This is a genomic window from Burkholderia sp. MS389 (assembly GCF_016899425.1).
In the GTDB taxonomy this organism is placed as follows: Bacteria; Pseudomonadota; Gammaproteobacteria; order Burkholderiales; family Burkholderiaceae; genus Burkholderia; species Burkholderia sola.
The window spans coordinates 225,703-249,623 of the sequence record NZ_CP045995.1 but is presented as its reverse complement, the minus strand read 5'-3'; the positions used below and the strand labels follow the sequence as shown (position 1 = coordinate 249,623).

Genomic DNA, 23,921 nt, shown 5'->3' with positions numbered 1-23,921 from the left:
ACGCACGGTCGCGGTCACGAAATCCGCCTCGGGCATCACGGCGAAATGGCTTTCGCCGTCAGCGCACCTTGCGCGGACGACGGAATCAGCAGGTTCACGACGCGGCTCCAGCGCACCAGCGATGACGCATCGACGAACACGACGTCGCGCCGCTCGAGCGGAAACTGGTCGGCGAGCGCGAACGACGCGGGCGAGCTGCCGTCGAGGTGGTACACCCGCGGGCGATTGTCGGGGCCGCGGCGCACGACGAACACCTGGCGCGCATCCGACGTGTACTGACTCACGCCGCCCGTGTCGCCGAGCGCTTCGCCGAGGCTCATCCGGCCGTCGGTCAACGTCAGCGTCGCGGGCCGCGATACCTCGCCGAGCACGAATACCTTCGCGTCGCTCGCCGCACGCACGCGCACGAGATCGCCGTCGCGCAACAGGATGTTCGACGGATTCACGCCCGCCGCGATCAGGGCAGGCAGGCTCACGTTCACGGTCGTGTCGCCGCGCGTCACCGAAACCTGCGAGCGATCGGCCGTCGGCGTGAAACCGCCCGCGCGGTCGATCGCCTCGGGCAGCGTCATCGGCATGTCGTTGACGATCTGCAGGCCCGGCGTGCGCACCTCGCCGTCGAGATAGACCCGCTTGCTGCGGTAGCTCTGCACGCGCAGTGCGAGCTGCGGCTTGCGCACGTATTCGCCGAGCCGCTTCGTCAGCAGCGCGCGCGCCTGTGCCTCGGTCAATCCCGCCACGTGCACGAGGCCCGCGTACGCGAACTGGACGTTGCCGGTCGCGTCGACCGTATAGCCCGTCGCGACCGAGCTGGCGCCGACGCCGTCACCGCCGCCGAGCGTCTGTGTCGTCGGCAGGTTCAATTCGGGGTGGTCCCATACGACGATGCCCAGCACGTCGCCGGGGCCGATCGTATACGGCGTCGGCTTGCCGAACAGCCGGCGGATCTCCGCGTCGACATTGGCCGACCGCCCCGCCTGGTGCTGGGCGACGAATGCCGGCGTGATCTCGATCAGATCCTCGCTCGACACGTTCTGCACGCCGTCGAGGCCGCCCGACCCCGATGCGTCGGCGCTCACGCGCGCATTCGCGTCGCGCTCCGCCGGCGCGCGGTAAGTCATGCCCGGCGACAGCACACATGCGCTCAGCGCGCATGCGGCCGCCACGATCGCCATGCGCGACAGCCACGGTGCGCGACGGGCGCCGGGCCGCGGCGTGCCGCGCGTCGATTCCGGTTGCGTGGTGATTGACATGGTGTCCTTCCAAAACTGTGCGGTAACCCGCCGAACGCGGCGAATTCCGGCATTACGCTTGCCCAGCGCGGCTTGCATTGCAGCTTGCATGCCGCACCACCCTCTTCACCGCACGTCATTCCGTACGATCCGTCATGAACTTCTCTTCGTCGCTTGCGCCGTTCGTCTGCATCGTGTCGACCGGCTTCCTCTGTACCGCCGGTGCGCAAACGCTGTCCGGCACGCCTGCCGATACATCGCCCTTCGCGTCGTCGACGCTCGTTGCGCCGGTGCCGCCACAACGCTCGGCGCAAGCTGCCGGCGCAAGTGCGGCCGCCGAACCCGCCGCGACTGCGTCCGTGGCTGCATCTGCGGCGACAGCACCCGCGATCGCTCGTTCAGCCGCGAGCGCCGCCGTCCAGCCCGACACGCGGGCCCGCATCGCGTTGCGCCGGCCGCTCGTGCCGACGCGGCCACATCGCGCGCAGGTCGCCCATGCGCCCGCCGACGACGTATGGCGCAGCGACACGTTGTACGCATCGCCCTACGCGAAATCACCCTATGCGGAGCCGGGCGATCGCGACTGACCCGTCCCGGCCGGTCATGCCGCGGCACGACCGTGCATGCATCGATAAGGGATTGGACACCACGGCGAACGGCGCGTCTGTGAGCGACCCCACCGAACGTCGATCTTCATACGAAGCGGGGATCGCGCCCCAAAGCGCCGACGCATGCGGCACCGCCCGCATCACGGACTGCCGACCGACACGTTTGCGTACGATCCCGCAGCCGCTTCACGCGCGACGGGATCGGCAACGTGCACGGCCGGCCTCGTCAAGTCGCGACCGAGCGCCTGCAAGCACCGCTCGATCACGATGTCCGTGCCGACCGCGCCGTACACCGCGTGATCGACCTGCGGCTCGAGGTGCAGCCGCACGTGACGCGAGCATCTGAATGCGTGCTCGATCGCGCCGAAGTGGCGCCGGACATCGTCGATGCCGGGATCGAGCGCGCCATATACCAGGGTCGTGCGGACATTGCGTTGCGCAAGCACGTGCATCACGCCGCGTGGGGTGCCGGCGCGCGGCTTCCAGCCGACGCGCGCGGCCGCCTCCTTCACCGGCACGCTGACTCGCGCGATCGCATTGGCGGCGACGGCGCGCGCGATCGGCCGCAAATCGCGCCGTTCGCGCACGAGGCGTTTCCACTTCTGCCAGTCGCGCACCGACAGCCAGTAACCGCGCACCGAGTTGTTCCGCTGCTTCTGCACCGCGTCGAGCGAGAGCCCGGCCGGCCACACGAAGCGCGCCAGGTTTATCGCGATCACGCCGCCGAGCGACGGCGTCTTCACGGCCGCATGCAATGCCGCATAGGCGCCGGAACAGATGCCGGCCGCGACCACGTCAGGATGGCCGAGCGCACGCAGCCAGTCGGCGGCGGCCGCCACGTCGTCGCTCGACTGCGCCGAATACACGACGCGCGACTGGTCGTCGAGCGCAGCCGCGCCGCTGTCGCCGACGCCGTTCACGTCGATCCGCAGCGTCGTGACGCCGGCGCGTGCAAGCGTCCGCGCGAGGCGCACGCTGAAGCGGCCTTCGCCGCTTCGCGGATTCGTCGACGTGTTCGCGATCACGAGCGCCGGAGCGGCGGGATTCGCCGGCCCCGTATCGGCGGGACGGCACAGTACGCCGACCAATCGGTCCGGCCCGACCGCGACGACCTGCTCGGTCATGTCGGTCATGTCGAGCGCGGCGGCCGATTCGCCGTTCCACGGTGGATCATGCCGCCACATCGGGTCGATGCCGGCGGCCGTGCGCGGCACGCGTTCGCCGATCCAGCGCGCGAGCGTGTCGATGGCCGCGAGCGGCAGGCGCGAGCGCGTCCCGTCCAGCATCGTCGTCGGCCATTCGCGAAACGGATCGGCCGCCACGTTCACGCCCCGCGCGAGCAGCGCATCGCGCAACGCAGGTCCGTCCTGATCGGGCTGAATCAGCAGCATCGCATCAGGCAGCCTCGGGGCAGCGCGCACGACGTCGCACAGATCGACCGCCTTCAACGCGGCGACGAAATCGTCCGGAAAGCGGTGCCCGAGCACGTTCATGCAGGGCTCGTCACGATGGGCGGTGCGAATCGCAGGCGACGTGACGTCGAGCCACTGGCGATGCACGAACGACAGCTCGCGAAGATAAGCGCGTCCGCGCACGGCCGGCGCGAGCGCCACCAATGCGTCGACGCGCGGCGACGGGTGCTGCCCGTCGCCCGCGGCGGCCAGCATCGCGAACAGCGCGCCCGCGCGGATTCCGACGAGCGTCAGCGACGCGACACCGACCTGGTCGCGCAGCAGATCGATCGCATCGTGAATGCTGCCGACGGTCGCGGCGTACCGATCGGCGTCACGGTCGTCGCCCGCGGAATCGCCAGTGCACGGATAGTTGAATCGCAACACCGTGACGCCGTCGCGGGCAAGGCGCTCGGCGATCGCCCGCATGAGCTTGTGCGTCCACGATGCCTCGTGTCCCAGCGATTCGCACAGGATCACACCTTGTGTCGTCTGTCCTTCGTGCAGCCACCCCACGCAGCTGCCGAACGTAATCGGCTTCAATCGGTACTCCTCGGATCGGTATTTTTATCGGACGCGGACACGCGTTCGGGCCGCTCCACCGGAATGAGCGATCCACGATCGTGCGACTCGTCGATGAACGCGCGGCAGCGGCCCCCGCCGCGCCCCTGCGCGGCCCGCCCGGTTCCATGCGTTGCCCTGCTCCCCATGCCCGCGGGAGGTGATGTTGCGTGCCCGAGGCATCGTCGGGCGGTTTGCACCGTGAACCAAAACAGTGCGATCGATTAAAGCACTCGGTTCGAACGTCCTTCGGTGCGGCAGCTTACAAATAGATTCATCGCTGTCGCGAGACGACAACGCACGCCGACGCGCGCCGTGCCGCGATTCATGCCGCGCGCACGAACGGAATCCGCGAACGGTAGGCTCGCGAACATAGTCGTCCCGTGCGGCCCGTATCATGGCCGCCATACGATGTGGCCGTGCCCGGCGACGCCGGACGCGCCACCCACCCATGCAACCCGGGTCAGCGCCGACCGGATGCACGCGCGCACCGCGGTCCCATGCCGCCGCACCGCGACACTCACGGCGCCGACCGAGCGAATGTCAAACCTCAAGAAGAATTTCCTGCTGCTGCTGACGCTGCAGATTTCGATGTACGCCGTGCCGCTGCTGATCGCACCGCTGCTGACGCACGCCCTCGGGCCCGAAGGCTACGGGCAGCTCGCGTTCTCGCTCGCCGTCATCGCGTATCTCACCAACTGCACGAGCTACAGCTTCGACCTGACCGCCACGCCGCGCATCGCGCTCGCTCGCGACAACCGCGCCGAACGCTCGCGCATCTTCTGGGCGACGCTATACGCGCAGATCGGCATCGCGGTGATCTGCTTCGTCGTGCTCGTCGCGCTGACCTTTGCGGTCGAGCGCTTCGGCGAAGACCGCGACCTGCTGCTGATCGGGTTCGGGATGGTCGCCGGCGTGGCGTTCACGCCGGGCTGGTATTTCCAGGGAATGGAAAAGCTGCGCGCGCTCAGCATGATCCTGTTCGTCGGGCGCATCCTGAGCCTGCCGGCCATGTTCGCGCTCGTGCACAGCCCGGCGGACATCGATCGCGCGATGATCGTCAACGCAGCGGTGCCGACGCTGTCCGCGATCGCGCTGGCGGCCTATCTGTACCTCAACCGTGAAATCGACTTCGTGCGCGTCGGCGCGGCCGACATCGCCGAATCGCTGAAAGGCGGCTGGCAGGTGTTTCTGGCGTCGACGTCGATCGCGTTCTACGCGTCGACCAACACCGTGCTGCTCGGCTTCGTCTCGGGCAACGTCGCGGCCGGCTACTTCGCCGCCGGCGACAAGCTGATCCGCGCGGCGCTCAGCATGCTGCAACCGCTGAAGGCGGCCACCTATCCGCGCATCAGCTACCTGATGCGGCATGCGCGCAACGACGCGTTCTCGTTCCTGCGCAAGCTGTTCGTCGTGCAGGTCGCGATGGTGCTCGGCATCTCGCTCGCGATTTTCTTCGGCGCGCCGCTCGCCGTGCGGATCCTGTATGGCCCTTCGTACGAACCGACGGTCCAGGTGCTGCGCTGGATGGCCTTCATTCCGTTCATGGCCGGCATGACCGACCTGTTCGGTGTGCAAACGATGCTGCCGCTCGGGATGAAGTCGGCATTCACGCGAATCCTGATGTCGTCGGGCATTCTGAACATCGTGCTGGTGCCCGTGCTCGCCAGGTATTTCGCCGAGCGGGGCGCCGCCGTCGCCGTGCTGATGGCCGAGGCGGCGGTCGCCGCGGCACTCGCCACCGTCGTCTATCGCGCCGGGATTCCGATGCCCGGCAGTCCGGTCGCTCGACGCGGCTAGCCCACTGTCGGTGCCGCGCCGGTTTCCGCACGGGGCGACCGGCATCCGACGCTGTTCGTGTTCGATGCGCGCGCAACGAACCATATCGCACGGGCATACACGCCCCGACCTTCCGCCCCTCCGAGCGCCCCATGCGCAGGCAATTCTTACTCTGCCGCGCAGGCCCGATCGGGAACGATGACCGCCTTTCCGCCCCGCCGCGCGTCCCTACGAAATAAAGATCACACGTATCGGTAGAAACACCGATGCTGTAGTCAAACTACATTCGTACGATTAGTCGCTGCAGAGAATCGCTACATCCGATTCGGCAGCATCGGACGGTCCGCGTCGCCGTCCGCGTTGCTCGATCGAGCCCAACCGGCCGTAACGATTCCCCGCCTGGCTGGCATGCCGACGCGCAACCACCCTGCATCGCCAGCCGAATGCGTCCGGTGCGAATCCGCCGGACGTACGCAACTCCAGACATCATTCCAACAACCGGCAATACGATCAGGAGAGCAACATGCGGGACACACTCTGGCCGGCCGTCGTGCTGGCAGCGACCCTCTGCACCACCGCCTACGCCGGCGACGCCGATTTCAATGCGCAGGCTGACGCGACCGACACGTTCGCGTCAGCCGCCGCGCAACGGCGCGCCGACCTGCTCGTGCGCAAGATGACGCTCGACGAAAAACTACAATTCATTCATTCGCAATACGAAATGTCCAAGGTGCCGGGCGGCGGCGCCGGCTACATCCAGGGCGTGCCGCGGCTCGGCATTCCCGATCTCAACATGGTCGATTCGGCGACCGGCTCCGGCAGCACGTCGCAGGCCAGCACGACGTTCCCGGCCACGATCGCGGTCGCCGCGAGCTGGGATCGGCGGCTGTCGTACGACTTCGGCAAGCAGGTCGCGATCCAGTTGCGCGCGCAAGGATTCGGCATGGGCCTCGCCGGCGGCACCAACCTCGCGCGCGAGCCGCGCGGCGGCCGCCTGTTCGAGTATCTCGGCGAGGATCCGCTGCTCGCCGGCGACCTGCTCGCCGAACGCACGCTCGCCACGCAGCGGCAGAAAGTCATCGCCACGATCAAGCACTACGCCGGCAACGAGCAGGAACACGGCCGGATGGGCGGCAATACGCAGATCGACGAGCGCACGCTGCGCGAGCTGTACCTGCTGCCGTTCGAGATCGCCGCGAAGCGCGGCCGGCCCGGCAGCGTGATGTGCAGCTACAACCGCCTGAACGGCACCTATGCGTGCGAGAACCCTCACCTGCTGAACGACGTGCTGAAGAACGAGTGGGGCTTCCAGGGCCAGGTTCAGTCCGACTGGGGCGCCACGCACAGCACCGCCGCCGCGATCAACGCCGGCCTCGACGAGGAAGAAGACGTCGGGCCGAGCGTGTACCTGGCGCCGGCGGCCGTCAAGCAGGCGATCGCGAACGGCTCGGTGTCGACCGCGCGCCTCGACGACATGGTGCGCCGCAAGCTCGCGGTGATGATCCGTGTCGGCGTGATGGACGATCCGGCCCAGGGCGGCGGCACGATCGATTTCGCGGCCGGCAACCGGTTCGCGCAGGCGGCCGCCGAGCAGTCGATCGTTCTGCTGAAGAACGACGGCAACCAGTTGCCGCTGGTCGCGTCGGCGCTGTCGCGTATCGCCGTGATCGGCGGCCATGCGGATGCGGCCGTGCTGTCCGGCGGCGGCTCGGGCAACACGCGCGACCCGGTATCGGGTTCGTTCGCCGGCTGCGGCGGCCTGACGTTCGGGTCGTCGACCGGGTGCAGCTGGTGGCGCAATCCGTGGCTCAAGGTCGACGTGCCGATCGTCGCGGCGATCCGCGCGCTGGCGCCGGCCGCCCAGGTCACGTATGCAGGCAACAGCGACCAGCAGTCGCCGTTCCGCGCATACACGCAGCAGGAAATCGATCAGGCCGCGGCGCTCGCGGGCCGCTCGGATGTCGCGATCGTCGTGGTCGCGCAGCCGGCCGGCGAGGATTTCGGCGATCTGCAGAGCCTGAGCCTCGCGAACCCGTCGAACCAGGATGCGCTCGTCGAAGCCGTCGCGCGCGCGAATCCGCATACGATCGTCGTCGTCCAGAGCGGCAACCCGGTGCTGATGCCGTGGAAGGACAACGTGTCGGCCATCGTCGAGGCGTGGTATCCGGGCGAAGCCGGCGGCAAGGCGATCGCGAACGTGCTGTTCGGTGCGGTCAATCCGTCGGGCAAGCTGCCCGTGACGTTCCCGGCGCGCGATCAGGACTCGCCGACGTGGGGGCAAAACGGCACGTTCGACCCCGACCCGGTGTACGCGGAAAAGCTGAACATGGGTTACCGCTGGTATGACGCGCGCAACATCAAGCCGATGTTCGAGTTCGGCTACGGCCTGTCGTATACGCACTTCGCGTATTCGGGCCTGTCGGTGTCGAAGCAATGGGACGGCTCGCTGAGCGTCGCGTTCACGGTGCGCAACGACGGGCGCGTGGCTGGCGCGGAAGTACCGCAGGTCTATCTCGGCGTGCCGTACAAGGACGAGCCGCCGAAGCGGCTGGTCGGCTGGGAAAAGGTCCGGCTGAATCCGGGCGAGGCGCGGCGTGTGCGCGTGACCGTGTCGCCACGGATGCAGAGCGTGTGGGATACGTCGCGCAACGGCTGGAAGCTCGTGCCGGGCGGGACCGTGTATGTCGGCGCGTCGTCGCGCGATATCCGCTTGCAGGGCCACTGAGCAAGCGGCGATGAAGCGACCCGGGGGCGCCGTGCATCGCATGCGCGGCGCCCCTTCTGAACCACCACTGCGCTGAAGCGCCTTATCTGAACAGCAGCGCCAGCATCGTCGCAAGCGCCGCAATCGCGGCGATGCCCGCCACCACACCCGCCAGATGCGCGGCCACCACCACGCCGGCCGGCAATCGCGACACGATGCCGGCCATCACGCGCTGCCCGCTTCCAGCGTGTCGAGCAGCGGCCTCGCCAGATGCAGGACCTGGTACACCGTGCCCGCGCCGCCGTCGTCCGGTTCGTGTTCCGTCACGAGCGCACGCGTCAGCCGCCAGCGCAGCGGATCGAGGCTGACGGCCGCCGCGACCACGCCCTGCCGTGCCGCCGCTTCGCGATTGCGTTCGATCTCCCGCGCCAGTGCCGCATCGAGGTCGGCATCCGCCGGAATCTCGATCGTTTCCAGACGCGCGAAACGTCCCGTCGACGCACTGCCCTTGCGCGCGTCCAGCGCCACCTGCGTGTCGATCGGCGCGCGGCCGAAGCTGTCCGTCACGACCCGATAGCGGCCGTCCGTCACGAACCGCGCGAACGCCTGTTCGTTGCGCCACAGGTAAAACGACGCGTAGCCGTTTTCCGTCGCGCCGTGGCGGCCTGCCTCGCGCAGCAGGAATCCCTTGAACAGCAGGTCCGGCGTGTCGTCCCACAGGCGACCGCGCTCGCGCACACGCTGGCGGATGATGTCGAGGTCGTAGTCCGCCGGCAGGCGGTGCACGTAGTACGCGGTCAGCATGATCGACTCCTGGCGAAAGAAACGGACGGCATTCCGGACGGCATGAGCGCAGCGTAGAAGACCTTGAATCATTTGAAAAGACGATGGCAGAATATTTCAATGATTCGATTTTTAAATGACCGAGGGTGCGATGAAAACGCTCGACATCGAAGCCGTGCAGGCATTCGTGCTGACCGCCGATCTCAAGAGCTTCACGCGGGCGGCGGAGGCGCTGGACACCACGCAGTCCGCGGTGAGCCTGAAGATCAAGCGGCTGGAAGACGGGCTCGGCCGCCGCCTGCTGGAACGCACGCCGCGGCAGGTTCGTCTGTCGGCCGACGGCACCGCGTTCCTGGAGCCGGCGCGCGAACTGGTGGCTGCTCACCATGGCGCAATCAGCGCATTCGGCACGAGCCGGCGACGGCTGGTGATCGGCGTCAGCCACCATGTCGTCGGCGCCGATCTGCCGATGCTGTTGCGGCGGATGAGCGAAGCGGAGCCGGCGCTGGTGCTGGAGATCCGCGTCGCCGCGTCGCGCGACGTGCTCGATGCGTTCGATCGCGGCCTGCTCGATGCGGCCGTCGCGCTGCAGCACGACAGCCGGCGGCTCGACGGCGAAACCATTCTGTCGGAGTCGTTCGGCTGGATGGCGGCGGCCGATTTCGAATACCATCCGCCGCAACCGCTGCGGCTCGCCACGCAGGCCGAACCGTGCAGCGTGCGCCGCATGGCGGTCGACGCGCTGGACGAAGCCGGTGTCGCGTGGACGGAAGTCTTCGTCGGCGGCGGCGTGGCGACGATCGGCGCGGCGGTGTCCGCGGGGCTGGCCATCGCGGCGCTCGGGCATCGCGTGGCGCCCGCCGGCACCGTCGACATGGGGATGCGCTACGGGCTGCCGCCGTTGCCGACGCGCGACGTGGTGCTCTACTCGAATCTGACCGATGCGCACGCCCGGCAGGCGCTGCGCACGCTGGGCGCGGCGCTGCGGTCGTCGGTCGGCGTGCGTTGATGCCGTGCGCAGCGGCATCGAAATGCTTCGACGCGCGCCACGGTAAAATTCCGTCTTTGCCCCGCGCTCATGCAGACGATATCCATTCGTCCACGGGCCCCCGTCAAACGCATCGACCAGCTATCATCGCCTTGATTTCCCTACACTTTCCGCGTCGCGACGCATGAGTTACTCGCTCGCCGCCTCCACCATCCGCGAACTCGAAATCCGCAAGAGCCGTTTCATCGCGTACGCGGTTCCGGTCGAGGACCGCGATGCCGCGATGCAGGTCCTGCAACGCCTGCGCGACGAGCATCCGGCGGCCACCCACGTGTGCTGGGCGTTGCTGGCGGGCGGCCAGTCCGGTATGTCGGACGACGGCGAGCCGTCGGGCACCGCGGGCCGGCCGATCCTCGAAGTGCTGCGCCATCACGACCTCGACGGCGTGCTCGGCGCGGTCGTGCGTTACTACGGCGGCGTGAAGCTCGGCGCGGGCGGGCTGGTGCGTGCGTATACGGATGCGATCGCATCGGCGCTGCTCGATGCCGAGCGCGTCGAGCGCATTCGGCGCACGCGGCTCGCGGTCGAGATCGGCTACCCGGAAGAGGCGCGCGTGCGCCGCTGGATCGAACAAGCCGGCTATGAACTGGTGGAGAGCGCGTACGGGATGACGGTGAAGCTCGTGATCAAGCTGCCCGAAACCGCCGAAGCCGCGACAAGAGCCGAACTGTTCGATCTGACGCAGGGGCGCTCGGGGTTTCCTGATCTTTGAGCCGTTGCGGCGACAGCCCACGCGGCGCGCGCGTACGCATGCACTGCATGCATTCGAACCGCCCACCCTCCGCCAGACCTCAAAAAAAACGCGCCGCATACCGCGGCGCGCTTCGTCGCATTGCGATCGACCGGGCGAATCGCTCAATAAACGTCCGGCACGATCATGTTGTCCGGCACCGGCCGGCGAATGTAATCCTCGTGATGCTCGCGCTGCGGCAGATCGATCGTCGGGCGCGGCACCTCGTGATACGGCACCTGGCCCAGCAGATGGTGAATGCAGTTCAGCCGTGCGCGCTTCTTGTCGACGGCCTGCACGACCCACCACGGCGCCTCGGGAATATGCGTGCGCTGCAGCATCTCTTCCTTCGCGGCCGTATAAGCCTCCCAGCGGCGGCGGCTTTCGAGGTCCATCGGGCTCAGCTTCCACTGCTTCAGCGGATCCGCGATCCGGCTCTGGAAGCGCAGCTCCTGCTCGTGGTCGGTGATCGAGAACCAGTACTTGACGATCTGGATCCCGCTGCGCACGAGCATCTTCTCGAACTCGGGCACCGACCGGAAAAATTCCTCGTACTCGTCGTCGGTACAGAAATTCATCACGCGCTCGACGCCCGCACGGTTGTACCAGCTGCGGTCGAACAGCACGATCTCGCCGCCGGCCGGCAGATGCGCGACATAGCGCTGGAAGTACCATTGCGTGCGCTCGCGGTTGTTCGGCGCCGGCAGCGCGGCAACCCGGCACACGCGCGGGTTCAGGCGCTGCGTGATGCGCTTGATCGCACCGCCCTTGCCGGCCGCGTCGCGCCCCTCGAAAATGACGACGAGCCGGTGTCCGGTATTCACGACCCAGTCCTGCAGCTTCACGAGCTCGCCTTGCAGCCGGAACAGCTCGCGGAAATATTCCTTGCGCGCCTCGCGACGCTCGGGCGAGAACAGCAGGTCCTCGCCGTCGTCGAAGCGGCGGTCGTCGAGCTCCATCTCGAGCTCTTCGTCGTAGGCGTCGACGAGATCCTCCTCGAAACGGCGCTGGCGCGCTTCCATCGGGTCCGTATCGGTGCGGTTGTCGGTCTCGGTGCGGGTATCGTTGTCGCCCATGGGGCCTCCTTCCATCATTGACGCAGCCAAACTTGTCCATTATCCCAGCGTCGCGCGTCAAATTCATGAAAACGGGCGGCCAAGCCCGTCGGAAGCGAAATGAGCGGACCGGCATCGGGCACGGCTGCCTCGAGGATCCGCCCGAAGCCATTGCCGCGCGGATCGCGGGCTTCATCCGAACGACCGGCTGAAAAAATTCGGCAGCCGGGTCGACACACCGGCTGCCGAACGGCGCGCGCGGCGGCTGTCGCCAACGCGCACGCATCGCTTCGCGTCAACGTCAACGAATGACCCGCGTCACGCCCCGCCCGCGCGGATCGGCCATCGCCTCCGGCGTCTTGCCGTCGATCTTGATGACCTGGATGTCGCCGCTGAAATCCTGCCCCTTCAGCGTATAGCCGCGCGCCTCGATCTGCTTCGCGAGTTCGCCTTCGATCGGGTGGTACGGCTCCCAGAAGATCGTGTTCGGCGGCAGCAGCTGGTGATGGAAACGCATCGCACCGACCGCTTCCTTCAGCGGCATCTTGAAGTCGTAGATGTTGTTGATCACCTGGAAGATCGACGTGAAGATGCGCGAGCCGCCCGGCGTGCCGATCACCAGCGACACCTTGCCGTCCTTCGTCATGATCGTCGGCGACATCGACGACAGCGGGCGCTTCTTCGGTTCGATCGCGTTCGCGTCGCTGCCGACCACGCCGAACATGTTTGCGACGCCCGGCTTCGCGGAGAAGTCGTCCATCTCGTCGTTCAGCACGATGCCCGTGCCGTCGGCGATCACACCCGAGCCGAAATAGCCGTTGATCGTGTACGTGTTCGATACCGCGTTGCCCCACTTGTCGACCACCGAGAAGTGCGTCGTTTCAGCCTTCTCCGGCATCGTCGTGCCGAGGCCCGGCTGCACGCTCTTCGTGTCCGACGGCTCCTTCGGGTTGACCTCGGCCGCGCGCTTCGCGATGTACGCGTCGTCGGTCAGCTGCGCGATCGGCACCTTGTAGAAGTCGGGATCGCCGAGATACTGCGCGCGATCGGCGAACACGCGCTTTTCGATTTCCGCGACGAGGTGGATGTACTGCGGCGAGTTGAGCTTCACGCCCTCGAAGTCCTGCTTGAGGTCGGCCTTCATCTTCAGCAACTGCACGAGGCCGATGCCGCCGGAGCTCGGCGGCGGCGCGGTGATCACGTCATAGCCGTTCCACTTCGCCTGCACCGGCTGGCGCCACACCGCGCGGTACTGCGCGAGATCTTCGGTCGTGATCAGCCCGTTGCCGTCGCCGGTCTTCATCGACGCGGCGATCAGCTCGGCCGTCTTGCCCTTGTAGAAGCCCTCCGCGCCGCCGTTCGCGATGCGCGTCAGCACGTCGGCGAGATCGGGCTGCTTGAAGTTCGCGCCGGCCTTCAGTCCGGAAAAATACTTGTCGAAGTTGGTCTTGCCGCCAAACTCCTTCGATGCGTCGACGCCGCGCTGCGCGAGCTGTTCGTCGACGACGAAGCCGTCGCGCGCGTAGTGGATCGCCGGCGCGAGCACCTGCTTCCACTTCAGCTTGCCGAAGCGCTTCTGCGCCTCCCACATGCCCGCGACGGTGCCCGGCACGCCGACCGCGCGCGGGCCGTACAGGCTCATGCCCTTGACGACGTTGCCGTCCTTGTCGAGGTACATGTCCTTCGTCGCGGCGAGCGGCGCGCGCTCGCGGTAATCGATGAAGTACGGCTTGCCGTCCTTGTAGATCGTCATGAAGCCGCCGCCGCCGATGTTGCCGGCTTCCGGGTACGTGACGGCCAGCGTGAACGCGATCGCGACGGCTGCGTCGATCGCGTTGCCGCCTTCCTTGAAGATCCGCTCCGCGGCATCCGCGCTGTACTTGTCGGCCACCGCCACCGCCGAGCTCGTCAGGACCGCGGGCTGCGGCCCCTTCGCGTAGGCGGGCGCGTTCGGCAGGAAGCCGATGCCGGCCACCGTCGCCAGCACGGCGGCGGATGATTTGAAGCGATTCAGCGTAGTCATTGCATGTCCCCCATGTGGATCTCCTTCAGGCACGACAAGCACCTGATCCGTGGATGGCCGCTGGCGCGCCGACGGCCATATGCCGGCTTCGTAGTATAGGGGCACAAAAAGGGTCGAACACGCGGCGCGCGACGAAAGCGTGCCGCGTGTGTGCGGCCGGTCACGTTGCGGCGCCGCGACGCACACGTGGAGCGTTCGGCACCGCCTGCGGCGCGCGCCGTCGCGCAATGCACAAAACCGAAAGTTGCGAATCGCGCGGCATGCCGTGCATTGCGCGTAAAAAAATCTGCAAACGCGCCGCGCGCGGCTCAGGCCGATCTGCGAAGATAGCGCCCCGCTTGCGCGCCGCATCATCGTTTCGTGCACGCGCCGCTTCACGTTTCCTCGTCTCGCTCGCTATGGCATCACACAATGCGCATCACGCGTCCGGCTTCGCGGCCGGCGTCGCCGCCGCCGTCCTCGTCGCGCAAACCGGCGCAACCGGCCCGTGGCATTCGGGCATGCTCGCCGCGTTCGCGGCGGGCGTCGCGGGCGGCACCGCGCCCGACTGGCTCGAAGTCGCCTGGTGGAGCCGCAAACGCCGCCTGTGGATCACGCATCGCACCCTCACGCACTGGGGTATCGGCTGGGTCGCGCTGCTCGCGCTCGGCTGGCACGGGCTCACCCATCATCCGCATCCGCTGTGGGCCGCGCCGCTGTTCGGCTTCGCCTGCGGCGGCGTGATGCACCTGCTCGCCGACTGGCCCAATCCGCTCGGCGTACCGTGGATCTGGCGGCGCCATTCGCTGAACCTGTGGAACAGCGGGCATTGCGACCTGATCGTCGTGGCCGCCGCGTGGGGCGGCACGCTGTGGCTCGCGCAGTCGCTGTGGTCGCGTGCGCCGTTGGTGGAACACTGGCTCGGCTGGCTGCATCGCGTCTAGGAGCGGTTCGCGCTCATCACGCACGTTCCGCTGTTCGGAAAAATTCAGGCTTGGGGCTCGGCCCAGTTGCAATTCGACACAATTCAGCGCGCGCTCGGCGTGCCGGCGGGCACGCAACTTTCCGTCGATTGAAAGCACGGCGCGGGCCCCCATCTGAATTGGAATCGTCGGCACGCATGCCCGGCACGCGCGCGCGGCGTCTGGCACACTGACAATTCGATTCGCGTGCGATCCGTCGCACGCTCGCCCCCCGCTCGCACCCTATTTCAACGCTCCGATGGACGTCACAGCTACCCGCCCTGCCGCCCGCGCGCTCGACGTGTTCCACCCGGCCGTCGCCGCGTGGTTCCGGCGCACGTTCGCCGCGCCGACCGGCGCGCAGGCGCTCGCGTGGCCGCACATCAAGGCCGGCCGCTCGACGCTCGTCGCCGCGCCGACCGGCTCCGGCAAGACGCTCACCGCGTTCCTGTGCGCGCTCGACGATCTGGTGCGCGATGCGCTCGCGCATGACGGCACGCTGCCCGACGCGACGCTGGTCGTCTACGTATCGCCGCTGAAGGCGCTGTCGAACGACATCCACGTGAACCTCGACGCGCCGCTCGCCAGCATCGCGGAATCGCTCGCGCAACTCGGCCTGCCGGTGCCCGCGATCCGCACCGCGGTGCGCACCGGCGACACGACGCAGGCCGAACGCGCCGCGCTGCGCAAGCGCGCGCCGCACATCCTCGTCACCACACCCGAATCGCTGTACGTGCTGCTGTCGTCCACGTCGGGGCGGCAAATGCTGTCGAACGTGCGCTCGGTCATCGTCGACGAAATCCATGCGCTTGCGTCGTCCAAGCGCGGCAGCCATCTCGCGCTGTCGCTCGAACGCCTCGACGCGCTGGTCGGCCGCGCGCTGCCGCGCATCGGGCTGTCGGCCACGCAAAAGCCGATCGACGCGGTCGCGCGCTTCCTGGTCGGCGGGCCGGCCGACGCGCCGCGCGACTGCGCGATCGTCGACACGGGCCACACACGCGAGCGCGATCTCGCGCTCGAACTGCCGAACGTGCCGCTCGAACCGGTGATGGCGACCGACGTGTGGGAACAGGTGTACGACCGCATCGCGGGGCTCGCGGCCGCGCACCGCACGACGCTGGTGTTCGTCAACACGCGCCGCACCGCCGAGCGCATGGCGCGCCATCTCGCCGACCGGCTCGGCAAGGACGCGATCGCCGCGCATCACGGCAGTCTCGCGAAGGAGCACCGCTTCGACGCCGAGCAGCGCCTGAAGCGCGGCGAACTGAAACTGCTCGTCGCGACCGCGTCGCTCGAACTGGGCATCGACATCGGCGACGTCGATCTCGTCTGCCAGGTCGGCTCGCCGCGCGGCATCGCGCCGTTCCTGCAACGCGTCGGCCGCTCGGGGCACCACGTCGGCGGCGTGCCGAAGGGGCGGCTCTTTCCGCTGTCGCGCGACGAGCTGGTCGAATGCGCGGCGCTGCTCGACTGCGTGCAGCGCGGCGAACTCGACGCGCTGCGGATTCCCGAAGCGCCGCTCGACGTGCTCGCGCAGCAGATCGTCGCCGAAGTCGCGTGCACGGAATGGCAGGAAGACGCGCTGTATGCGAGCTTCACGCGCGCCGCGCCGTACGCGCGGCTGACGCGCGAGCGCTTCGACGAAGTGATGAAGATGCTCGCCGAAGGGTTCACGAGCCGGCGCGGCGTGCGCGGCGCATACCTGCATCGCGACGTGGTGGGCGGCACCGTGCGCGGCCGCCGCAACGCGATGATGACCGCGACCACTTCCGGCGGCACGATCCCCGACATGGCCGACTACGCGGTGCTGCTCGAACCGCAGGGCATCCAGGTGGGCACGGTCAACGAGGATTTCGCGATCGAGAGCCTGGCCGGCGACGTGTTCCAGTTGGGCAACCAGTCGTACCGGATCATTCGTGTGGAGACGGGCCGCGTGCGTGTCGAGGATGCGCAGGGTCAATCGCCGAGCATTCCGTTCTGGCTCGGCGAGGGGCTCGGGCGCAGCGACGAGCTGTCGGCGGCGGTCGGCCGGCTGCGCGCGCGGCTCGACGGACTGTTCGCCGATGGCGACCGGCAGGCGCGGACCGACGCGGCGAAGCACGCGAACGTCACCGAGGCAGGCAAGACGACTACCCGCGGCAAACGCCGAAAAGCGGCCGCCGAGACTGACGCGCAGCCCGCCTCGCCCGACAACGCGCCCGGCGGCACCGCGCTCGCCCCCACCGAAAGCCGCCTCGCCCCCGCGTTGCGCTGGCTCGTCGACGATCTGCACCTGTCGCCCGACGCCGCGCGCCAGATCGCCGACTACCTCGCGCGCACCCGCGCCGCGCTCGGCGCGTTGCCGACGCAGGACACGCTCGTGATGGAGCGTTTCTTCGACGAATCGGGCGGCACGCAGCTCGTGATCCATTCGCCGTTCGGCAGCCGGATCAACCGCGCCTGGGGGCTCGCGCTGCGCAAGCGCTTCTGCCGCAACTTCAACTTCGAACTGCAGGCCGCCGCGACCGACGACGCGATCATCCTGTCGCTGTCGCTCGCGCACAGCTTCGCGCTCGACGAAGTGTGGCGCTACCTGCGTTCGGCCAGCGCCGAGCACGTGCTGACCCAGGCGCTGCTCGACGCACCGATGTTCGGCGTGCGCTGGCGCTGGAACGCGACCACCGCGCTCGCGCTGCCGCGTTTCACCGGCGGCCGGCGCACCGCGCCGCAACTGCAGCGGATGAAGAGCGACGATCTGCTCGCGACGGTGTTCCCCGATCAGGTCGCGTGCCTCGAGAACATCGTCGGCGAACGCGAGATTCCGCATCATCCGCTCGTCGACCAGACGCTCGACGACTGCCTGCACGACGCGATGGACACCGACGGCTGGCTCGCGCTGCTGCGCCGGATCGAAAGCGGCGCGATCGAGCTCGTCGCGCGCGACTTGCCCGCGCCGTCGCCGCTCGCGGCCGAGATCCTGAACGCGAAGCCCTACGCATTCCTCGACGATGCGCCGCTCGAGGAACGCCGCACGCAGGCCGTGCAGTCGCGCCGCTGGAGCGATCCCGAATCGGCCGACGATCTCGGTGCGCTCGACGCCGACGCAATCGACGCGGTGCGTGACGAAGCGTGGCCGCTCGTGCGCGACGCCGACGAAATGCATGATGCGCTGCTCACGCTCGCGTGCGTCGCCGACAGCGAGGCGCACGCGCACGCAGGCTGGCCCGAGCGATTGGCGGAACTCGCGGAACGCCGCCGCGCGACGAAACTCGCCACGCCGTGCGGCGCCGCGCTGTGGGTGCCGGTCGAGCGGCTCGTCTGCCTGCGCGCGCTGCATGCGGACGCCCGTGCGACACCAGCGCTCAAGGTGCCGGCCGCATGCGTGCAGCCGTGGGAAGCCGATGCGGCGCTCGTCGACGTGATCCGCGCGCGGCTCACCGGCTTCGGGCCGTTGACGCTCGATGCGATCGCCGCGCCGCTCGGGCTGCCGCCCGCGTCGGTGGCGACGGCGCTCGCGGCGCTGGAGCGCGAAGGCTACGTGATGCGCGGCCGCTTCACGCCGGGCGCGACGATCGACGAATGGTGCGAACGCCATCTGCTCGCGCGCATTCATCGCTATACGGTGAAGCGGCTGCGTCGTGAGATCGAGCCGGTCGAACGCGCCGATTTCATGCGCTTCCTGTTCCACTGGCAGCACCTGACGCCCGACACGCGCGGCACCGGCCGCGACGCGCTGGCAGCCGTTGTCGAACAGCTCGAAGGCTACGAGGCCGCGGCAAGCGCGTGGGAAGACGCGCTGCTGCCCGCGCGGCTCACCGACTACACGGCGGGCGGCCTCGACGAGTTGTGCCGCTCGGGCAAGCTCGTGTGGACCCGCATCGGCGCGCCGGCGCGCGCGGCCGGCACGCCCGTGAAGACGACGCCAATCGTGCTGCTGCCACGCCGTCATCTTTCCGCGTGGCAGGCGCTGCGGGACCCCGATGCGCAACCGGCGCTGTCCGCGCGCGCCACGCAAGTGCGCGACGCACTCGCCGCGCACGGCGCGATGTTCTTCGATGCGCTGCTTGACGACCTGCACATGCTGCCCGTCGAACTCGAACAGGCGCTCGGCGAACTCGTGTCGGCCGGCCTCGTGAATGCGGACAGCTACGCGGGCCTGCGCGCGCTGCTGAAGCCGGCCGTCAAGCGCAGCGCGACGTATGCGCCACGCACGCGCCGCGGCGGCGCGCTGATCGGCGGGATGGACGACGCCGGCCGCTGGGCGCTCGTACAGCGTCAGGCACCGCCGGATGACGACACGCCTGCACCGAAACGCAACCTCGCCACGACCGATCCCGACGCGCTCGAACATATCGTGTGGACGCTGCTGCGCCGCTACGGCGTCGTGTTCTGGCGGCTGCTCGAACGCGAAGCCGACTGGCTGCCCAGCTGGCGCGAACTCGTGCGCGTGCTGCAGCGCCTCGAAGCACGCGGCGAGATTCGCGGCGGTCGCTTCGTCGCCGGGCTCGCGGGCGAGCAGTTCGCGCTGCCCGAGGCCATCCCGATCCTGCGCGAACTCCGACGGCAACCGGGCGACGGACAATACCTATGCGTGACGGGCGCCGATCCGCTGAATCTCGCCGGCACGCTGTTGCCCGGCGACAAGGTGCCGGCGCTGGCCGGCAATCGCGTGCTGTTCCGCGACGGCGTGCCCGTCGCCTCGCTGGTATCGGGCACGTTCCATTACGCGCCCGACCTGTCGCCTGCCGCGCGCGAGGACGCGCGCCTGCGGCTCGCGCGTTCCTGCTGACATCGGCTGACACGGTCGCGGCACGAGACTACTCATCGCCGGGCCGCGCGAGCGCCATCGTTCGGGTAGCATCGGTGATCGACCGCGCGGGCTTTCGCGCGTCGTCCACACAAAACAAGACTCCCGGAGACTGCCGCTCATGCCTTCGCATGCCGATTCGCCCGCTGCTCATCACGCGGGTTCGCTGACCATTTTCCAGGGCGCCGCGCTTTATATCGGCGCGGTGCTCGGCACCGGCGTGATCGCGCTGCCCGCGCTCGCCGCCGAAGTCGCGGGGCCGGCCTCGCTGCTCGCATGGGCGGCGCTCGTCGTGCTGTCCGGGCCGCTCGCGGCCACCTTCGCCGCACTCGGCGCCCGCTATCCCGATGCGGGCGGTGTGTCGACCTACGCGCGGCGTGCATTCGGCCCGAAGGCTGCCGCCATCGTCGGCTGGTGCTTCTATTTCGCGGTGCCTGCCGGCGCACCGGCGGCCGCGATGTTCGGCGGTGCATACGTCGCGGCCGTTACGGGCGGCGGACACACGACGGTCATCGTCACCGCCGCCGCGCTGATCGCGACCGTGTCGGCCGCAAATGCATTCGGCGTCACCGTGTCGGGCCGCATGCAACTGGTGTTGTCGGCGCTGCTCGTCACGCTGCTGCTCGCCGCGGTGCTTGCGTCCGCGCCGCATGCGCGCACCGCGAACCTGCATCCATTCGCCCCGCATGGCTGGCTCGCCGTCGGCCAGGCCGCCGCGCTGCTCGTGTGGAGCTTCGCCGGCTGGGAAGCGATCACCCATCTCGCCGCCGAATTCCGCCGGCCCGCGCACGACATGCCGCGTTCGGCCGGCATCGCGGTCGTGGTCGTCGGGTTCCTGTATCTGTCGGTCGCCGCCGCGAGCGTGACGGTGCTCGGGCCTTCCGCAGGCGCATCGGGCGCGCCGCTCGCCGAACTGATCGCGGGCGGCATCGGCGGCCATGCGCAAGTGCTGGCGGCGGCCGCCGCGCTGCTGCTCACGCTCGGCACGATGAACGCGTATTTCGCGGGCGCGGCCAAGCTCGGCGCGGCGCTCGGACGCGACGGCGCGTTGCCTGCGTGGCTCGCGCAAGGCAGCCAGGTGGGCGGCGTGCCGCGCCGCAGCCTCGGCGTGATCGCCGTGCTCGCGGCCGTCGCACTGGCCGCCACGGCGCTGTCGGACGTCGGGCCGAAGCCGCTCGTGCTTGTGACGTCCGGATGTTTCGTGATGGTGTATGGGCTCGGCGCGGCGGCCGCGCTGAAACTGTTGCCGCGTGGCGGCATCGCGTATCGCTGCGCGTGGATTTCGCTGATTGCGGTGGCCGGACTGTTCATGACGACCGGCTGGTATTTCCTGTTCCCGCTACTGCTCGCGGGCGGCGCACTGCTTTATCTGCAGGTCGCCGGCCCGCGCAAATGACCCGGCATGCGCCCGCGGGCCGACGCCGGCCCGCTCGCCCCGCCCGGCGCGCGAACCATCACGTCGAGCCGCCCGTGCGCCGTTCGTTCGCGCCGGTCAGGCCGGCACCAGCTCGAAGCTGAGCCGTTTGCCGAGCGCGGCGGCCGCGCTCGCGAGCGTCGCCAGCGTGAGGCTCGTGTCGGTTTCGTCGAGCAGACGGTTGAGTGCGGCGCGGCTGGTTTTCATCCGCGCGGCCATCGCGGTTTTCGTGATGTGCTGCGCCTTCATTTCCTGCCCGATCTGCCACGCGATCACGCGCTTGATCGCGGTGGCGGTGGCCGCTTCGAGATTGCCGTCCGCTTCGAGAAAGGCATCGAAATCGCTGCCGATATGCGGATTGTTCGTGGTCGTCATGTCGTACTCCAGTGCATGGCGTTGCCGGCTGCCCGACCGTCGGAGACGGTGTATTCCGGCGCAACCGGGGAATTCAGATGGCGCGCATCAGCGTTTTCAGGCGCGCGACGGTGACGTCGAGATCGTCCGACGGTGTGGCCTGCGACTGCTTGAAGAAGCCGTGCAACAGCACCATCGTGTCGCCGACGACCGTGAACAGCACGCGTGCGCTGCGCCCCGGCACCGCCACGCGGATCTCCCACAGATCCTTCGCCATCTTGCGGACCAGCGGCATGCCGAGCGGCCAGCCGAGTTGAACGGTCTTGATCTCTTCGCCGATCGCCCTTCGATCCACTTGCCCGAGCGCGTTGAGCCATTCGCGCACCGGCTCGTTGCCGCGGGCCGAGCGAAAGAACCGCACGCCGAGCGTGGCCTGAATCTGCTGTCTCGTCATCGTCTTGCCGCCAATCGTATCAAAAACGGTACGATATGCCAAGCACCCCTATGACGGCTACTGGCCGAATGGCGGATCCCTGCAGCAAGAAAGGAGATCGGGCCCGGCGCGTCGCCCGGCCCGATGAATCAACGCTTGCCGCGACCGGGCTTGCGCGCCGCACGCGGCGCCCGGTGCGGGTGCGCATCGCCGAACCGCGATCGCGCGATGTCGCGCACCGCGTCGATCAGCGTCCGCGCGACCGGCGACGGTTGCGCATCGGTACGCAGCACGAGCCCGACCGGCTCGTCGGTGCCCGCCGACGGCAGCGGCAGGCGCGCCAGCGCGCCTGCCGACAGATCGTATTCGGCCGCATAGAGCGGCACGAACCAGACCGCGTCATTCTCGAGCGCCAAGGCGCGCGCGACCGATACCGACAGCACCTCGATGAACGAATCCAGCGGCGGCGCGCCGCATGCGCCGAGCAGTTGCTCGGCCGACTGGCGGATCAGCGTGCCGAACGGCGGCAGCACGACCGGATAGCGCGCCAGCTCGGCGGCCGGCGCCGCGCTCGCGAGCAGCGGGTGCCCGGCGCGCACGACCGCGACGAGCGGCTCGTTGTACAACTGCTCGAACGCGAGCCCGATCATCCGCTCGGGCTCCGACAGCCGACCGATCGCGCACTCGATCGCGCCGGATTTCAGACGCTCGAGCAACTCGGCGTTCGCGGCCGTCGCGATCCGTACGACGATGCGCGGCCAGCGTGCGGTCAGTGCCTTCATCAAGGCCGGCGCGAGCGAGGCCGCGACGGTCGGCAGCATGCCGATTTCCAGCGTCGCGGCGGCGGCCCCGCCCTCGCGCGCCAGCAGCCCGACGCCCTGCCGCAGCGCCAGCACGCACGCGTTCGCGTGCGGCATGAACAGCTGCGCTTCGCGGGTCGGCTGCGCGCCGTGCCGGCCGCGCTCGAACAGCTTCACGCCGAGGATCGCCTCCAGTTCGGCGATCGTCTTCGACACGGCCGGTTGCGTGATCGACAGGCTTTCGGCCGCCTTCTGCACGCCGCCCAGCTGCGCGACCGCGAGAAAACACTGCAGGTGCCGGAATTTGACACGGCCGTCGGCGATACGGTTATTCATAACGGGTGGTTATGCGAATGATGATGAATCGCCATTTTGCATAACTTTCCGGAAAGGCCCAAGCATTCGGCGCGGCATCACGCATGGCGCCGCAGCGCGTGGAATCCCGTCGGCTCCCAGATCCGTTTCGCGATCAGCAGGGCCGTACCGTGCTTCTGCCCCAGCGGCGCGGACGACGACTCCGCATGCAGCGCCGCCGCCTTGCTGGCGAGCCGCCGCAGTTCCTGTTCGAGCTCCGCGGCGGCCGCATCGGTCAGCATCCCCTGCAGGAACGTCATCGTCTCGCCCGGGCCGTCGAAGCGGCTGCCGAGAAAGTCGTCGAGCACGTGCGCATGGAAGTAGCGGCGAATCGGCCCGCCCGGCAGCCAGTCGAAATCGCGCGCGACGCGCACGCGAATCCGGTCGCCGGGCAGCAGCGCGATCACGTTCATCCGGTCGAGCATCAGCAGATATTTCACGCACTCGGCCTGCGTGAGCCGATAGGCCGACACGATGTCCTGCACGGTCCAGTAGTTGATCGCGCAGACGGCGACCAGCAGCAGTTTCTCGTCCGACACCAGCAACGCCTCCTGCTGCTCGGTCAGCACGCGCAAGCGCGGCGCGGACGCCGACGCTTCCTGCACGAGCTCGGCGAGCGTATAGCCGAGCAGCTGGGCGATCTCCGCGACACGCTCCAGCGTGAAGCGGCCGCTCGCGAACAGCCGCTTCACGCTCGTCTCGGACACGTCCAGCGCACGCGCGACGTCCCGGTAAGTCATTCCCTGCGCCTTCAGCTGGCGCTTCAGCGTTTCGATGAGTTGGGCGGTCTCGGTCATGGCGGTATCGAAAAATGATGCTCGAGGTCGGATATTAGGCTACTTGCGCATCCACATCAGCACTTTTG

Annotated in this window: 18 protein-coding genes; 8 read left to right on the top strand and 10 right to left on the bottom strand. The window is 68.6% G+C overall.

Features of this window, described 5'->3' with window-relative positions; all coding sequences use genetic code 11:
* Positions 1 to 35: 35 nt before the first annotated feature.
* On the bottom strand, positions 36 to 1,253 hold the full coding sequence (locus GJG85_RS17650; protein WP_089489291.1) for a polysaccharide biosynthesis/export family protein: 1,218 nt from the start codon (positions 1,251 to 1,253) through the stop codon (positions 36 to 38).
* Between the two features lie 134 nt (positions 1,254 to 1,387).
* Here GJG85_RS17650 and GJG85_RS17645 point away from each other — a divergent pair, with 134 nt between their 5' ends.
* Positions 1,388 to 1,819 carry a hypothetical protein gene (locus tag GJG85_RS17645; RefSeq protein ID WP_050010858.1) on the top strand — a complete coding sequence of 144 codons (432 nt, stop codon included), beginning with the start codon at positions 1,388 to 1,390 and terminating at the stop codon, positions 1,817 to 1,819.
* A gap of 161 nt (positions 1,820 to 1,980) precedes the next feature.
* Here the strand turns inward: GJG85_RS17645 and GJG85_RS17640 are convergent, their stop codons facing one another.
* Positions 1,981 to 3,834: an alpha/beta hydrolase gene (locus GJG85_RS17640; RefSeq protein WP_050010856.1), complete on the bottom strand. Its 1,854-nt coding sequence runs from the start codon at positions 3,832 to 3,834 to the stop codon at positions 1,981 to 1,983.
* Positions 3,835 to 4,392: 558 nt separating this feature from the next.
* Between GJG85_RS17640 and GJG85_RS17635 the strand changes: the two genes are divergently transcribed.
* The gene (locus GJG85_RS17635) at positions 4,393 to 5,652 is read left to right on the top strand and encodes an oligosaccharide flippase family protein (RefSeq protein WP_050010854.1); all 1,260 of its coding nucleotides are present in this window, start codon (positions 4,393 to 4,395) and stop codon (positions 5,650 to 5,652) included.
* A gap of 502 nt (positions 5,653 to 6,154) precedes the next feature.
* Entirely contained in the window at positions 6,155 to 8,356 is a 2,202-nt protein-coding gene (locus GJG85_RS17630) for a glycoside hydrolase family 3 C-terminal domain-containing protein (RefSeq protein WP_204384236.1), read from the top strand.
* Positions 8,357 to 8,438: 82 nt separating this feature from the next.
* Here GJG85_RS17630 and GJG85_RS35235 read toward each other — a convergent pair whose 3' ends face one another.
* Both GJG85_RS35235 and GJG85_RS17625 read right to left on the bottom strand, forming a co-directional pair.
* Complete coding sequence (locus GJG85_RS35235; protein ID WP_256121801.1) at positions 8,439 to 8,561, bottom strand: hypothetical protein; 123 nt, start codon at positions 8,559 to 8,561, stop codon at positions 8,439 to 8,441.
* A complete protein-coding gene (locus GJG85_RS17625) occupies positions 8,561 to 9,139 on the bottom strand; it encodes a DUF4865 family protein (RefSeq protein ID WP_179233167.1) in 579 nt (192 codons plus the stop codon). Before GJG85_RS17625 ends, GJG85_RS35235 begins: the two co-directional genes overlap by 1 nt.
* A 130-nt stretch (positions 9,140 to 9,269) precedes the next feature.
* Here GJG85_RS17625 and GJG85_RS17620 point away from each other — a divergent pair, with 130 nt between their 5' ends.
* A complete protein-coding gene (locus GJG85_RS17620; protein WP_050011079.1) occupies positions 9,270 to 10,127 on the top strand; it encodes a LysR family transcriptional regulator in 858 nt (285 codons plus the stop codon).
* 163 nt (positions 10,128 to 10,290) lie between these two features.
* Positions 10,291 to 10,878 (top strand): YigZ family protein, encoded by a 588-nt coding sequence (locus GJG85_RS17615; protein WP_050010850.1) that lies wholly within the window; start codon positions 10,291 to 10,293, stop codon positions 10,876 to 10,878.
* 143 nt (positions 10,879 to 11,021) lie between these two features.
* On the opposite strand, the gene ppk2 is transcribed toward GJG85_RS17615, so the two are convergent.
* Positions 11,022 to 11,972 (bottom strand): polyphosphate kinase 2, encoded by a 951-nt coding sequence (gene ppk2 / locus GJG85_RS17610; protein ID WP_050010849.1) that lies wholly within the window; start codon positions 11,970 to 11,972, stop codon positions 11,022 to 11,024.
* Between the two features lie 280 nt (positions 11,973 to 12,252).
* A complete protein-coding gene (gene ggt / locus GJG85_RS17605; protein WP_050010847.1) occupies positions 12,253 to 13,974 on the bottom strand; it encodes a gamma-glutamyltransferase in 1,722 nt (573 codons plus the stop codon).
* A 398-nt stretch (positions 13,975 to 14,372) separates the two neighbouring features.
* Between ggt and GJG85_RS17600 the strand changes: the two genes are divergently transcribed.
* From GJG85_RS17600 to GJG85_RS17590, 3 genes are all read left to right on the top strand, one after another.
* A complete protein-coding gene (locus GJG85_RS17600; protein WP_089489288.1) occupies positions 14,373 to 14,897 on the top strand; it encodes a metal-dependent hydrolase in 525 nt (174 codons plus the stop codon).
* 277 nt (positions 14,898 to 15,174) lie between these two features.
* Positions 15,175 to 19,683, top strand: coding sequence for a DEAD/DEAH box helicase (locus tag GJG85_RS17595; RefSeq protein ID WP_124630315.1), 4,509 nt, complete (start codon positions 15,175 to 15,177; stop codon positions 19,681 to 19,683).
* 139 nt (positions 19,684 to 19,822) lie between these two features.
* Positions 19,823 to 21,097 carry an amino acid permease gene (locus GJG85_RS17590; protein ID WP_050010842.1) on the top strand — a complete coding sequence of 425 codons (1,275 nt, stop codon included), beginning with the start codon at positions 19,823 to 19,825 and terminating at the stop codon, positions 21,095 to 21,097.
* 96 nt (positions 21,098 to 21,193) lie between these two features.
* On the opposite strand, the gene GJG85_RS17585 is transcribed toward GJG85_RS17590, so the two are convergent.
* The 4 genes from GJG85_RS17585 to GJG85_RS17570 form a co-directional block, all read right to left on the bottom strand.
* A complete protein-coding gene (locus tag GJG85_RS17585; RefSeq protein WP_012338300.1) occupies positions 21,194 to 21,490 on the bottom strand; it encodes an XRE family transcriptional regulator in 297 nt (98 codons plus the stop codon).
* A 73-nt stretch (positions 21,491 to 21,563) separates the two neighbouring features.
* The gene (locus tag GJG85_RS17580) at positions 21,564 to 21,923 is read right to left on the bottom strand and encodes a type II toxin-antitoxin system RelE/ParE family toxin (protein ID WP_050010840.1); all 360 of its coding nucleotides are present in this window, start codon (positions 21,921 to 21,923) and stop codon (positions 21,564 to 21,566) included.
* A gap of 128 nt (positions 21,924 to 22,051) precedes the next feature.
* Entirely contained in the window at positions 22,052 to 23,038 is a 987-nt protein-coding gene (pcaQ, locus tag GJG85_RS17575; RefSeq protein WP_050010839.1) for a pca operon transcription factor PcaQ, read from the bottom strand.
* A 77-nt stretch (positions 23,039 to 23,115) separates the two neighbouring features.
* Positions 23,116 to 23,853: a helix-turn-helix transcriptional regulator gene (locus GJG85_RS17570; RefSeq protein WP_050010837.1), complete on the bottom strand. Its 738-nt coding sequence runs from the start codon at positions 23,851 to 23,853 to the stop codon at positions 23,116 to 23,118.
* Between the last annotated feature and the right edge of the window lie 68 nt (positions 23,854 to 23,921).

Coding starts and splice junctions, on each gene's coding strand:
- GJG85_RS17585 (WP_012338300.1), bottom strand. CDS start 21,490: ATGACGACCACGAACAATCCGCATATCGGCAGCGATTTCGATGCCTTT.
- GJG85_RS17590 (WP_050010842.1), top strand. CDS start 19,823: ATGCCTTCGCATGCCGATTCGCCCGCTGCTCATCACGCGGGTTCGCTG.
- GJG85_RS17570 (WP_050010837.1), bottom strand. CDS start 23,853: ATGACCGAGACCGCCCAACTCATCGAAACGCTGAAGCGCCAGCTGAAG.
- GJG85_RS35235 (WP_256121801.1), bottom strand. CDS start 8,561: ATGGCCGGCATCGTGTCGCGATTGCCGGCCGGCGTGGTGGTGGCCGCG.
- ppk2 (WP_050010849.1), bottom strand. CDS start 11,972: ATGGGCGACAACGATACCCGCACCGAGACCGACAACCGCACCGATACG.
- GJG85_RS17615 (WP_050010850.1), top strand. CDS start 10,291: ATGAGTTACTCGCTCGCCGCCTCCACCATCCGCGAACTCGAAATCCGC.
- pcaQ (WP_050010839.1), bottom strand. CDS start 23,038: ATGAATAACCGTATCGCCGACGGCCGTGTCAAATTCCGGCACCTGCAG.
- GJG85_RS17625 (WP_179233167.1), bottom strand. CDS start 9,139: ATGCTGACCGCGTACTACGTGCACCGCCTGCCGGCGGACTACGACCTC.
- GJG85_RS17650 (WP_089489291.1), bottom strand. CDS start 1,253: ATGTCAATCACCACGCAACCGGAATCGACGCGCGGCACGCCGCGGCCC.
- GJG85_RS17635 (WP_050010854.1), top strand. CDS start 4,393: ATGTCAAACCTCAAGAAGAATTTCCTGCTGCTGCTGACGCTGCAGATT.
- GJG85_RS17620 (WP_050011079.1), top strand. CDS start 9,270: ATGAAAACGCTCGACATCGAAGCCGTGCAGGCATTCGTGCTGACCGCC.
- GJG85_RS17630 (WP_204384236.1), top strand. CDS start 6,155: ATGCGGGACACACTCTGGCCGGCCGTCGTGCTGGCAGCGACCCTCTGC.
- GJG85_RS17595 (WP_124630315.1), top strand. CDS start 15,175: ATGGACGTCACAGCTACCCGCCCTGCCGCCCGCGCGCTCGACGTGTTC.
- GJG85_RS17645 (WP_050010858.1), top strand. CDS start 1,388: ATGAACTTCTCTTCGTCGCTTGCGCCGTTCGTCTGCATCGTGTCGACC.
- GJG85_RS17580 (WP_050010840.1), bottom strand. CDS start 21,923: ATGACGAGACAGCAGATTCAGGCCACGCTCGGCGTGCGGTTCTTTCGC.
- GJG85_RS17600 (WP_089489288.1), top strand. CDS start 14,373: ATGGCATCACACAATGCGCATCACGCGTCCGGCTTCGCGGCCGGCGTC.
- ggt (WP_050010847.1), bottom strand. CDS start 13,974: ATGACTACGCTGAATCGCTTCAAATCATCCGCCGCCGTGCTGGCGACG.